Origin of the sequence: Pradoshia eiseniae (assembly GCF_002946355.1) — a bacterium.
Lineage (GTDB): Bacteria > Bacillota > Bacilli > Bacillales > Pradoshiaceae > Pradoshia > Pradoshia eiseniae.
On the sequence record NZ_PKOZ01000006.1, the window covers coordinates 1 to 13,178 of the forward strand.

General features: G+C 45.8%; 12 protein-coding genes. All 12 read right to left on the bottom strand.

Annotated elements, in window-relative coordinates; all coding sequences use genetic code 11:
* Positions 1-266: 266 nt before the first annotated feature.
* On the bottom strand, positions 267-908 hold the full coding sequence (locus tag CYL18_RS11120) for an SdpI family protein (RefSeq protein WP_104849589.1): 642 nt from the start codon (positions 906-908) through the stop codon (positions 267-269).
* An 18-nt stretch (positions 909-926) separates the two neighbouring features.
* Positions 927-1,196 (bottom strand): autorepressor SdpR family transcription factor, encoded by a 270-nt coding sequence (locus tag CYL18_RS11125; protein WP_104849590.1) that lies wholly within the window; start codon positions 1,194-1,196, stop codon positions 927-929.
* Between the two features lie 139 nt (positions 1,197-1,335).
* A complete protein-coding gene (gene pyrE, locus CYL18_RS11130; RefSeq protein WP_104849591.1) occupies positions 1,336-1,962 on the bottom strand; it encodes an orotate phosphoribosyltransferase in 627 nt (208 codons plus the stop codon).
* Entirely contained in the window at positions 1,959-2,672 is a 714-nt protein-coding gene (gene pyrF / locus CYL18_RS11135; RefSeq protein WP_104849592.1) for an orotidine-5'-phosphate decarboxylase, read from the bottom strand. The genes pyrE and pyrF overlap by 4 nt, the downstream gene beginning before the upstream one ends.
* Positions 2,644-3,588 carry a dihydroorotate dehydrogenase gene (locus CYL18_RS11140; RefSeq protein ID WP_104849593.1) on the bottom strand — a complete coding sequence of 315 codons (945 nt, stop codon included), beginning with the start codon at positions 3,586-3,588 and terminating at the stop codon, positions 2,644-2,646. The genes pyrF and CYL18_RS11140 overlap by 29 nt, the downstream gene beginning before the upstream one ends.
* Positions 3,588-4,349, bottom strand: coding sequence for a dihydroorotate dehydrogenase electron transfer subunit (locus CYL18_RS11145; RefSeq protein ID WP_104849594.1), 762 nt, complete (start codon positions 4,347-4,349; stop codon positions 3,588-3,590). The genes CYL18_RS11140 and CYL18_RS11145 overlap by 1 nt, the downstream gene beginning before the upstream one ends.
* Complete coding sequence (gene carB, locus CYL18_RS11150; protein WP_104849595.1) at positions 4,346-7,558, bottom strand: carbamoyl-phosphate synthase large subunit; 3,213 nt, start codon at positions 7,556-7,558, stop codon at positions 4,346-4,348. Before carB ends, CYL18_RS11145 begins: the two co-directional genes overlap by 4 nt.
* Positions 7,555-8,646 (bottom strand): carbamoyl phosphate synthase small subunit, encoded by a 1,092-nt coding sequence (locus CYL18_RS11155; protein WP_104849596.1) that lies wholly within the window; start codon positions 8,644-8,646, stop codon positions 7,555-7,557. The genes carB and CYL18_RS11155 overlap by 4 nt, the downstream gene beginning before the upstream one ends.
* The gene (locus CYL18_RS11160; RefSeq protein WP_104849597.1) at positions 8,643-9,929 is read right to left on the bottom strand and encodes a dihydroorotase; all 1,287 of its coding nucleotides are present in this window, start codon (positions 9,927-9,929) and stop codon (positions 8,643-8,645) included. Before CYL18_RS11160 ends, CYL18_RS11155 begins: the two co-directional genes overlap by 4 nt.
* Positions 9,892-10,830 carry an aspartate carbamoyltransferase catalytic subunit gene (locus tag CYL18_RS11165; RefSeq protein WP_104849598.1) on the bottom strand — a complete coding sequence of 313 codons (939 nt, stop codon included), beginning with the start codon at positions 10,828-10,830 and terminating at the stop codon, positions 9,892-9,894. Before CYL18_RS11165 ends, CYL18_RS11160 begins: the two co-directional genes overlap by 38 nt.
* Positions 10,831-11,024: 194 nt before the next feature.
* Complete coding sequence (locus CYL18_RS11170; RefSeq protein WP_104849599.1) at positions 11,025-12,332, bottom strand: solute carrier family 23 protein; 1,308 nt, start codon at positions 12,330-12,332, stop codon at positions 11,025-11,027.
* 123 nt (positions 12,333-12,455) lie between these two features.
* Entirely contained in the window at positions 12,456-12,992 is a 537-nt protein-coding gene (gene pyrR, locus CYL18_RS11175) for a bifunctional pyr operon transcriptional regulator/uracil phosphoribosyltransferase PyrR (protein ID WP_330847593.1), read from the bottom strand.
* Between the last annotated feature and the right edge of the window lie 186 nt (positions 12,993-13,178).

Below are 13,178 nucleotides of genomic sequence, written 5' to 3' on the forward strand. Positions count from 1 at the left end.
ATAGATCAATGGAGAAGTTTTATTTTCACATCCAATAAACATTGTTTTTAATTTTACACAAGAATATGGACTTGACTGGAAAGGGTGGGCTTTGCCTGGCTTTCCCCATCTTTCGTCCACCCTTTCCCCACCTTCTTACACATAGCCTGGGCGAAGGGGGGGGCTTTGCCTGGCTTTCCCCATCGTTCATCCACCCTATTTCGTTCTTTTGAAATCACTTCATATATACAAAAAGCTCCCTGCCTCAGCCGGGAGCTTCATTACATTCATGATTGACTATCTAATTTTCGAAAAAGCATATAAGAATACCCTGTCGGCACCGCCGCGACCATCGCTGTGACAGATAAAATGATGAACATCTCATAGCGAGCCGGCAGGAATAAAGTAAGCATCATAATGATACCACCCACCATAAATAGCTTGCCGCCGAGCCGGTGTGTTTTTCTCCAGATGGTTTCATCCATCAAGGTCCATGGGGTGCGGATTCCAAAGAAGAAGTTTTGCTTTGCCTGCTGCATATAATTGCCCATAATCAAGAATAAAAGGCCGACGAGCGGTCCTGCCAGACTTTCCATCGGGATATCATAACCGAGCGAGAAAAGGAGAATAAGCATGTTAATCAAAAAGAAAAAGACCATCATACTTAGAATAGAGATTGAATATGCCTTCGAGAAATATTGGTAATTCTTTTTCTTCGGGTCAATTTTCGGTATAACAGTCAGTAACAGGTAGATGCCGATCATGAGAACATGCAATGTGATTAAGGCCATCACCTTGGATTGATAGCCATCAGGCCCTTCACCAATTGACCAATGAATTGGTATCTGTTCTGGCAAAGATGGGTAGAAGAATAGCCATGTAAAGAAAGAGATGGTTATAAGGCTGATGGGCAATAAATGTTTTTTCATATAATCCCCCCCATTTTCTTAAATTTTTTTCTCTGAGCCTGTAATATCGTAAACCCACGAAATCAGCTCTTGCAAAACGGTAGTATTAAGCGAGTAATAGACATACTGGCCTTTTTTGATATCATGGACAAGGCCCGCTCCCTTTAAGATTTTCAGATGCTGGGAGATACTTGGCTTAGACATGTTAAAATGCTGGTGAATCTCACCGGCAGTCATGTCCCCGTCTTTTAATAAGTCCAGAATTTTTCTTCTCGTTGGGTCTGATAATGCTTTAAAGGTATCGTTCATCTTTATCCCCGCTTTTTAGTCTGCTCACAATATAAGTATTTAAGTAATTACTTAAATGTTACTAAATTTAAACAGAATTGTAAAGAGACATTTGAATGACTCCGTAAAAAAACAGCAAGCTCATGTTGAGCTTGCTGTTTTATTTCCCCCACTCTCCAGGATTACCCTTCCATCGTCTTAAACTTTCGAGCTCATCTTCTAAGATGAATTTCTTTTCTTTCGCCACTTCGGTCAATGTTGAGAAATCAGTAAGCGAGAAGTAAGGGATATCCGCTTCCGTAAATGCTTCCCTCGCTCTTTCCAATTCATAGGTGAAAATGGAGACGACTCCTTCGACAACACAGCCTGCCTCCCTCAACGACCGAACACATTTGATGGAGCTTCCGCCAGTAGAGATCAAGTCCTCCACCACAACAACCTTATCACCCTCCTGAACGATTCCTTCAATTTGGTTTCCTTTTCCATGTCCTTTTGCGCTGGAGCGTACATAGACCATTGGAAGGTCGAGGATTTCACTGACCCATGCAGCATGAGGGATTCCCGCTGTTGCCGTTCCTGCGATGACGTTAGCATCCGGGAAGTTTTTCTGAATAAGCTCCGCAAGCCCTTGGGCAATTTCCTTCCGTACAGACGGGTAGGACATGGTCAAGCGATTGTCGCAATAAATGGGCGATTTCAATCCGGAAGACCAAGTGAACGGGTCGTTCGGCTTCAGCGATACGGCCTTAATGGATAATAAATGCTCTGCAATTGCTTGTTTGCTCATAGCGCTCTCTCCCATTCTCGTAAGATTGTATGATAGGCTGCCCGCGGATCTGCCGCTTCTGTGATTGATCTGCCGACAACGATAAAGTCACTCGTTTGTTTTCGTGCTTCTGATGGGGTTGCAATTCGTTTTTGATCACCCTTTTCATCATCTGCCAAACGGATTCCTGGAGTCACCGTTAGAAAATCCATCCCTACTCTTTTATGTATGTCATAGGCTTCATGAACGGAGCAAACAACTCCGTCAAGCTTGGCTGTCTTGGCAAGTTTCCCGTAGTGCAGCACACTTTCGCTTAAAGATCCTTGGATCATTTGTTCTTTTTGCATCTGCGACTCTGTCGTGCTTGTCAGCTGCGTAACAGCAATGCATAATGGCCTCTTTTGTCCTAGTGAAGTTCCTTTATCTAGTCCTTCCAATGCCGCTTCCATCATGGCCTGCCCGCCCGCTGCGTGCACATTGACCATATCAGCCCCAAGCCCAGCAAGCCGCTCCATGGCTTTTTTAACGGTGTTAGGGATGTCATGCAATTTCAAATCCAAAAAGACGTCATGCCCCATTGCCTTAATGGCAGTCACGATAGAAGGACCTTCCGCATAATAAAGCTCCATTCCAATCTTCACCGCTAATTTTTCATCTGGGAACCATTTTAATAATTGCAGGGCCTCTTCCTTCCCAGCAAAGTCAAGGGCGATAACCGGTATATTGTTCATGCTTCCTCCAGCTCCTTCCCGTGCATTCTGAAATATGCTCATATCCGAGTGATGTTAACAGCTCAGGCAAGGTATCAATAATTTCCGGGCAAACGAACGGATTAACGAAATTCGCCGTACCCACTGCGACAGCACTAGCGCCCGCAAGGAAGAATTCCAATACATCCTCCGCAGTTGAGATTCCTCCCATGCCAATGATCGGAATGGACACATTTTGCGACACATCATGAATCATACGAATGGCTACAGGTTTAATCGCCGGACCTGACAAGCCCCCAGTCTTATTGGCTAAAACCGGCTTTGCCGTTTTTAAATCAATGCGCATGCCGACAAGCGTGTTAATCATCGTCAGGCCATCGGCCCCGCCGCTCTCTACTGCCTTAGCAATGGACACGATATCACTGACATTTGGTGAAAGCTTCACATAGACAGGCACCTCTGAGACGTTTTTGACTGCTTTCGTCAGTTCCTTGGCCGTCTCTGGGTCGGTACCGAATTGGATTCCGCCGCATTTTACATTTGGGCAGGATATATTCAGTTCAAGGGCGTGGACGTTTGGTGCCTTGCTGATTTCCTTCGCTGTTTCCACGTAGTCCTCCATGGCTGTACCAGCCACATTGGCAATAATCGGGACATCAAATGTATCGAGCCATGGAAGCTCTTCAGCCATCACCTTATGAAGCCCGGGATTCTGCAGGCCAATCGCGTTCAGCATACCGGCATTCGTCTCAGCCACGCGCGGAGTCGGATTGCCAAAACGCGGTTCAAGTGTCGTTGATTTGATCATAATTGCCCCGAGCTTGCTCAAATCATACAGATTGCTGAATTCGCGCCCAAAACCGAAGCAGCCAGATGCAGGCATAATCGGGTTCTTCAAGTGCAATCCTGGCAAATCAATCTTCAAGGAATTTGTCATCAAATTAGCACCTCCTCTGCACGGAATACAGGTCCATCACTGCAAATTTTCTTGTATCCATCATCAGGTGTCTTACAAACACAGGCAAAGCAGGCACCAATTCCGCAGCCCATTCTCTCCTCAAGGGATATGAACACCTTTTTGCCCGCATACTTCTGCATGACTGCCTTTAACATTGGGGTTGGACCGCAAGTATAGATGACATCGAACTCATCCGAAAGCTCCACGCTTGTCACAAATCCCTTCGTCCCCTTAGAGCCATCCTCTGTCGTAATAATCGTTTCACCAAGCTCATTGAAGGCCTCCTCATAAAAGACATCTGCGGCCGTTCGAAGTCCAAGAATATGAGTCACGTTCACTCCTCTTTCATTCAGTTCCCTTGAAAGCTGCAGCAGAGGAGGAATTCCGATGCCTCCGCCAATCAGTAAGGCCCTTGCGCCTCGCACAACCTCATCAGGCGAAAAGCCTTTTCCAAGGGGGCCGAGAACATCGACTTTCTCGCCGGCTGCCTTTTCTGCCAATAGCTTCGTGCCTTTTCCCTCCGCACGGTATACGACCGTGAAGCGTGAGGCTTCTTGGTCGATTTGGCAGATGCTGATTGGCCTTCTCAGTAATGGGTCGAATGAATTGGACACTTTTATATGCACGAACTGTCCGGGCATTGTCATGGAGGAGACAAGTGTCCCCTCCATCGTCAATTCATAAATATTCGGGGCAATCAATCTCTGGCTGATAACCGTCATCTGCTGCTGTTGAATCATAGATTTACTGTCTCCCTTGTTTTTTCCAGCTTGTTCATCGGCGAGCTTGAAAATGTCATGGATTCAAGCACTGTCAGGATAGCATTGGCTGTATCAAGTGACGTCAAGCATGGGATTCCGTTCTCGACGGATTCCCGACGGATCCTGAATCCATCACGCTCAGGCTGCTTGCCTTTTGTCAATGTGTTGATGACCAATTGCGCATTGCCTTCTTGAATGAGATTCAAAAGATTCGGTTCTGGGCCGCCTATTTTACCAACCACGCTGCAAGGTACACCGGCCTCTTCCAGCACCTTTGCTGTCCCGCTCGTTGCATGCAGACGATAACCAATCTCATGGAACCGGCCGGCAAGGTTAATCGCTTCTTCCTTATCCTTATCAGCCACTGTCAAAAGAACGGATCCATGCTGCTTAATATGAATGCCTGAAGCAACCAAGGCTTTATAAAGAGCTTTATGAAGCGTATCATCTTTCCCCATCACTTCTCCTGTTGATTTCATTTCTGGTCCAAGAGTAATTTCTACCTGGCGAAGTTTTGCGAATGAGAATACTGGTGCTTTTACATACACGCCTGCTTTTTCCTCAACCATGCCGTTCTCAAAGCCAAAATCGGCAAGCTTTTGTCCGAGAATCACTTTCGTGGCCAAATTCGCCATCGGCACATTCGTAATTTTACTCAAGAAAGGCACCGTACGGCTTGAACGCGGATTGACCTCAATGACATACACTTCATTATTAGAGACGACGTATTGGATATTAAACAGTCCAATGATATTCAGTCCTTTGGCAAGCTTGATGGTATAATCAACAATACGGTCCTTGATTTCCTTCGTTATACTTTGCGGCGGATACACAGCAATGGAATCACCGGAATGCACCCCTGCTCTTTCGATATGTTCCATGATGCCCGGAATGACGACGGTCTCACCATCAGAAATGGCGTCTACCTCAATCTCTTTCCCGGTCAGATAACGGTCAATTAAGACTGGATGCTTCGGATTGACTTTTACGGCATTCTCCATGTAATGGAGCAGCTCTTCCTTGTGGTCGACGATTTCCATCGCCCGGCCGCCCAATACATAGGATGGACGCACGAGGATTGGATAACCGATTGTTTCGGCAACTGCTACGGCTTCCGCAACTGACATGGCCGTTTTCCCCATTGGCTGAGGTATGTTAAGTTGTGACAGGGCATGCTCAAACATATCACGGTTTTCAGAACGGTCAACATCCTCTAGAGAGGTACCAAGGATCTTGATGCCTCTTTCTACAAGGGCCGAGGCAAGATTGATGGCTGTTTGTCCGCCAAACTGAACGATGACTCCCTCTGGCTGTTCAAGATCGATGACATTCATCACGTCCTCAATCGTAAGCGGTTCAAAGTATAATTTATCGGATATACTGAAGTCGGTTGAAACCGTTTCAGGATTGCTGTTGATGATGATTGCCTCATAACCGGCTTCTTTAATGGCCCAGACAGAGTGAACGGTTGCATAGTCGAATTCCACTCCTTGACCGATTCGAATTGGACCAGAGCCAAGCACGACCACACTCTTTTTCGGTGTGACGAGTGATTCGTTCTCTTCCTCATAGGTCGAATAGAAGTAAGGAGTCTCTGATTCGAATTCAGCCGCGCATGTATCAACCATCTTATAGACCGGGCGAATTCCCTCTCGTTTTCTCCACTTGTATACTTCAAGCTCACTGCACTCCCACAGGCTGGCAAGCGCATAATCGGAGAAGCCGATTTTCTTGGCCTCAAGACATACTTCATGGGCGAATGGTGATTGCTTGACCTTATCTTCCATCTGGATGATTTTTTTGAATTTATAAAGGAAGAACAGGTCAATCTTGCACCAATCATGAATGGTTTCAATCGCCAGGCCGCGTTTCAAGCCTTCAGCAATGTAGAATAGCCGTTCGTCTGTTGCCACCTTGATTTGTTTCTCAATCTCCGCATCGCTTACCTTGTGCCCCCCTGGAAGCTCAAAGTGCAGGATGCCTACTTCAAGGGAACGAATGGCTTTTAGCAAGGATTCCTCCAGGTTCCGCCCAATGGCCATCACTTCTCCTGTTGCTTTCATTTGAGTGCCAAGGATGCGGTTACCCTCCTCAAACTTATCAAACGGCCATCTCGGAATTTTCGTAACCACATAATCCAGTGCCGGCTCAAAGCTTGCATAGGTTTTTCCTGTAACAGGGTTGATCATCTCATCTAATGTTAAGCCAACAGCGATTTTGGCTGCGAGCTTAGCGATTGGGTAGCCCGTTGCCTTTGAAGCCAGGGCGGATGAGCGGCTTACACGCGGATTGACCTCTATGATGTAGTAGTTGAAGCTATACGGGTCCAGTGCCAGCTGCACATTACAGCCTCCCTCAATCTTTAAGGCACGGATGATTTTCAATGAAGCATTTCTAAGGAGCTGATATTCCCGGTCGCTTAATGTCTGACTTGGTGCGACAACAATGGAATCACCTGTATGAATACCTACAGGATCGATATTTTCCATATTACATACGACGATTGCGTTATCATTTGAGTCACGCATGACCTCGTATTCAATTTCCTTGAATCCAGCGATACTCTTCTCAAGCAAGCACTGTGTGACTGGGCTGCTCTTCAGCCCATTCGCCACGATTTCGCGCAATTCCGTTTCATTTGTGCAGATTCCGCCGCCTGTCCCGCCAAGCGTATAGGCTGGACGGACAATCACAGGGTATCCGACTATCTCCACAAATGACAAGGCTTCATCCAAGTTGTGAATGATTTCGCTGTCTGGTACAGGCTCCCCTAATTCATTCATGAGGTTTCTGAACAGATCCCTGTCCTCTGCCTGCTCAATGGCAGACAGCTTCGTACCAAGAATCTCCACACCGCATTCTTCCAATATGCCTGATTTTGCGAGTTCAACAGCCAGATTTAGGCCTGTTTGACCGCCAAGTGTCGGAACAAGCGCATCCGGTCTTTCCTTGCGAATGATTTTGCTGACAAATTCTAATGTCAGCGGTTCTATGTAAATAGCATCAGCGATTTCCGTGTCCGTCATGATCGTGGCTGGATTGGAATTGACGAGAATAACCCGGTAACCTTCCTCCTTCAGTGCAAGGCAGGCCTGTGTACCGGCATAATCAAATTCAGCTGCCTGCCCAATGACAATGGGGCCAGATCCGATGACAAGGATGGATTTGATATCTGTACGTTTACTCATAGTGCTGCTGCCTCCTTCAATTTGGCTTGTTCAATCATCGCGATAAATTGATCGAATAAGTAATTTGCATCCTCTGGTCCCGGTGATGCCTCTGGATGATACTGAACGGTAAATGCGTCAAATTCTTTATGTTTCAGGCCTTCAACCGTGCCATCATTCAGCGCAATATGAGTGATTTCCATGTCTGTCCCGATGACTGAATCCGCATTGACGGTATAGCCGTGATTTTGGGACGTGAGCGCTATCTTGCCTGTTTTGAGGTCTTTGACAGGATGATTGGAGCCCCTGTGACCAAATTTCATTTTTTCCGTCTCCGCTCCGCAAGCGAGAGCGAACAATTGATGTCCGAGACAGATTCCGAATAAAGGTACCTTGCCGAGCACTTCCTTGATCATTTGAATCGCCTCCGGGACATTTTGCGGATTCCCCGGTCCATTCGTGAGCATGATTCCATCCGGGCATAAGTTCATAATTTCCTCTGCAGTTGTGTTATGAGGCACCACAATCACATCACAGCCTCGATTATTTAATTCGCGTAAGATGCCATGCTTCATTCCGAAATCAACGACGATGACGCGAAAGCCCCTGCCTGGACTTGGGTAAGGCTTCTTCGTCGATACCTTTTGCACCTGATTTTTCGGCAGCACAGTCGCTCTGACTTGGTGAAGCATCATTTCAGGATCCTTTGTGATGGAGCAGATAACCCCTTTAACGGTTCCCCGCTCCCGGATCATCTTAGTCAATTTACGGGTATCAATGCCTGAAATACCCGGGATATTCTTGATTTTCATATATTCATCCAAGGAAAAGCCGCTTCTCCAGTTGGAGGGGAAATCTGCAACCTCCTTAACGATTAATCCTGATAAGCTAGGCATGATCGATTCAAAATCATCGCGGTTAATTCCGTAGTTCCCAATTAAGGGGTAGGTCATCGTGATGATTTGCCCGCAATAGGATGGGTCAGACAAGATTTCTTGATAGCCTGTCATTCCTGTATTAAAAACGACTTCGCCGATTTTATCGATTTCTCCGCCAAACGCTTCGCCAATCATGATCGTACCATCTTCTAAAATGAGCTGTCTTTTCATACTAGCATTCTCCCTTTCTGCCAAACTACATTTCCATTGACCATGGTCAATACAGGCCATCCTTGACAAATCCATCCCCCAAATGGAGTATTCTTTCCTTTAGATAGGAATTCTTCCCGATTGATTTCATACTCGCTGTCCAAATCAAGCAAGACGAGATCGGCCGGTGCCCCCACCTTTAATTTTCCATATGTAAGATTAAACGCTTCTGCAGGTTTGATTGTTAAGAAATCGATGAGCTGCTGTAATGTCAGGACATCTTTTTTCACGAGATTCGTATAGAGAAGTGGGAACGCTGTCTCAAGACCGACAATCCCAAATGGCGAAAGCTTCATTCCTTGCGCTTTCTCTTCCTCTGTATGCGGAGCATGGTCAGTTGCGATAAAATCAATGGTTCCATCCAAGAGACCCTCTATCAGGGCCAGCTTGTCATCTGCGCCTCTTAGCGGAGGATTCATTTTGAAGTTCGTATCAGTGCCAATGATGTCCTCCTCTGATAATAAGAGATGATGAGGCGTGACTTCAGCCGTAACCCGTATGCCCGCTCTTTTGGCATCACGAACTACCCTGACTGATTCCTTCGTGCTGATATGGCACACATGATAGTGACAGCCGGCCGCCTCTGCTAAAAGGCAATCACGTGCGATTTGTACGGATTCGCAAATGGACGGGATACCTGGCAGGTTCTGTTCAGCGGAATAAATACCTTCGTGGACGCATCCACCATGGATAAGCGTATTCTCTTCACAATGAGCTACGATGGGCATATCCAGCGCAGCTGCATTTTTCATCGCTTGAAGCATCATGTCAGCAGACTGTACGCCAACACCATCGTCGGTGAAGGCAAATGCTCCATTCTCTTTCAGCCCCTTAAAGTCTGTCAGCTCCTGCCCTAGTTCCCTGACCGTAATGGAAGCATACGGGAGGACACGTACTGCGGCCTTATCTTTAATTCTATTAATCAGCCAATTCATTTGCTGCGGCGTGTCTGGGACCGGTCTTGTATTCGGCATGGCAGCAACAGTCGTGAATCCGCCCTTTGCAGCAGCCAGCGTGCCTGTTTCGATGGTTTCCTTCTTCTCCCCGCCCGGCTCTCGCAAATGGACGTGCAAGTCAACGAATCCTGGCGAAAGGAGATATCCATTGGCATCAATGATTTCAGCACCACTTGTATCAAGATTGCTCCCAATTGCTTGTATGATACCGTTCTCTATGACAATCTCGGTTTTTTGGAATGTTTGATCCTCAGCCAACAATTTTGCATTTTGTATACATAGTTTCATTTAAACCCGCCCCTTCCTTATGCTCGATGCTATTCTTTAACGCGGCCATTCTGGCAAACACTCCATTTTCCATCTGTTTGAAGATTCTTGATCTTTCGCATTCAACTAGGGCATCCTCAATCTCAACGCCTCTATTCACCGGTGCAGGGTGCATAATTATACATTTTTGTTTCATACGGCTCTCTCTTTCCAGAGTCAGCCCGAATTGAGCAAGATATTCTTCCTTCGTCAACGGCATACCTGCCGAGTGACGTTCGTGCTGAATTCTCAGAAGCATGAATACATCAGCGGTTTCCACAGCCGTATCAATTGGTTCATAGGCAATTCCGGAGCCTTTTATATTAGCCCAATTTTCCGGTCCGGAGAATACCACCTCCGCGCCAAGCCTTCTCAACGTTTCTGCATTCGATCTCGCAACACGGCTATGTCTGATGTCACCAACAATAGCTACCTTCAGTCCACTGAATTGCCCGAATTCCTGCTTGATTGTCAGCAAATCCAATAAGCACTGTGTTGGATGATGACCACATCCATCTCCAGCATTCATTATGGATAAATATACACCACTTTGTATTAATTTGGCAAAGTAATTATCTTCTGTATGACGAATTACTACTGAATCAACTCCGATTGACTCTAAAGTTCTCACTGTATCATATAGGGTTTCACCCTTTAAAACACTTGAAGTATGGGCTTCAAATGGAATGATTTCTAGACCCAATTTTCTTTCTGCCATCTCAAAGCTCGATTTCGTTCTTGTGCTCGGCTCAAAGAAAAGGTTGGATATGTAGTAGTTTCGTTTTGGCCGCCATGTTTCGCCTTTTGCAAATTGCTCTGCATCTGACAGTAGCCCCATAATTTCTTCGATGGATAAATCATTCATGGTTAATAAATGTTTCATCTTTCTCATCCTTCCTATTCTTTCCTGTTTTCCGAATGTTCTGCATAAAATCTGCGCATTATATCTTATTTGTAAAAAAGGCCCTCATTCGAAAATTCGAATCAGGGCCTTTAAATAGGTGCAAATCCAGGTACATCTCATTGGATTTATGTCCCTAAATCTTATCCCTGTTTTTGAAATATGATCAATCTGCTTTAGCTTTCAGTTGACGTTTTCTCTCTTCCAGGCAATATAAGATTAAGGATGACACCGACGATGGCAGCCAGGGCCATTCCGGAGAGCGAGGCATTCTCAGTAAGCTTGAGGAATGCTCCGCCCACACCAATGATTAGGATGACAGATGATATAACCAAATTTCTGTTGACTGACAAATCAATTTTGCTGTCAATCAGCATTCTTAGCCCGCTTGATGCGATAATTCCGAATAGCAAGATAGATACACCACCCATAACCGCTGACGGTATGGAGAGGATAAGTGCTGAAATTTTTCCGATAAACCCGAAGGCGACGGCGAACAATGCTGCTCCTCCAATGACATAGACACTGAAAGCGCGCGTTAAGGCCATAACACCAATATTCTCACCGTAAGTCGTATTCGGAGGTCCCCCTAAACATGAAGCAATCATGATAGAGACCCCATCACCGAATAAAGAACGGTGTAAACCAGGTTTTTCAACGAAATTCTTGCCAGCAATCTTACCTAGCACCAATTGTCCCCCGATGTGCTCCGAGATAGGAACAATCGCAATCGGCACCATCATCAGAATGATTTCCCACGTCAATTGTGGTGTGTAATCCACAAACGGGACTGTGAAATTTGGTATTTGGAACCACGGAGCGTCGATGACCGGTTGGAAATCAACGATCCCGAAAAATAAGGAAGCAATATATCCTCCTGTTATTCCAATCAAGACTGGAATCAGCGACAGGAAGTTCTTAAGAACTACTGAGCAAAAGATGGTAATGCCCAGCGTTATGAGTGCGATTATTAAATGGGTTGAACTATAAACAAGTACTTTAGCTGTTGAATCTTCATACATAGCCATATTGACCGCTGTTGAAGCAAGACTTAGACCAATGACCATAATTACAGGACCAACGACAACCGGCGGCAGGAATCTCAGAATTGCCTTTGTTCCGACTGTCTTGACAAACACGGCGACAAGCGCATAAACGATACCGACCAAGAAGCCTCCAACAAGTGCAGAGCCCACTCCACTGTTCTCATTCAAGGCAATAATCGGAGCGATAAAGGCAAAGGATGAGCCCAGATACGCTGGAATCTGTCCCTTCGTTATCAATAGATATACAAGTGTACCAACACCGCTTGTCAATAACGCAATCCCAGGGTCTAGGCCAGTAAGGATTGGCACCAGTACGGTTGCGCCAAACATGGCAAATAGGTGCTGCAGGCTCAAGGTAAACCATTCTCTCATTGTTGGTCTTTCCTGGACATCGAGCCGGATGTCCACCTGTTGTTGGGTTGTTTCATTCAATTCCATTTGTAAGCCTCCTCTAATTTAAGAAAAACAAGATGTTCGAGGAGAAGAATTCAAGCATGATTCAATTTTACTGAACTCTCCTCTTTGCGAGCCTCTCTGGACTGCGATTAAAAAGGATGTTTCTTATTCATAAATGGCCACTTGTTCGCCGCCATCCATTTCCTTCAGTTTCACGACAATCTTTTCGTTTTTGGCAGTAGGAATATTCTTGCCTACATAGTCCGCACGAATCGGCAGTTCGCGATGTCCTCTGTCCACCAATACCGCCAATTGAATTTGGCTCGGCCGCCCGAGGTCAACAAGCGCATCTAATGCAGCCCGTACGGTTCGGCCCGTGTAAAGGACATCATCGACAAGAATGACTTTCTTATCCTCAATCGAGAAGGATACATCTGTTCCTTTCACTTCCGGTTCGCCGCTATCCGTATTTTTCGTTAAGTCATCACGGTATAGCGTAATATCGAGCTCCCCGACAGGGATGTTCGTTCCTTCAATTTCTGCAATTCGCTGTTCAAGCCGTTTCGCAAGGAAAATGCCGCGCGTCTTGATTCCAATAAGCACGCAATCCTGCACACCTTTATTCTTCTCGATGATTTCATGGGCAATTCTTGTTAGCGATCTCGCTATTGCCTTATCATCAAGCAATGTAGCTTTTTCTATCATTCAAAAGCATCCTTTCTGCGGAAAATAAAAAATCCTTTTGCCAGAGGCAAAAGGATATAGTTTAAATACACATAGAATTATGGCATAGTTCTGCCATGTTCAAGTATCATCACGTACCTTGTCAGCCTCTCTGGACTGTATTAAAGGACTTATTCGATTAGGATAATCATACTCTTTCCTGCA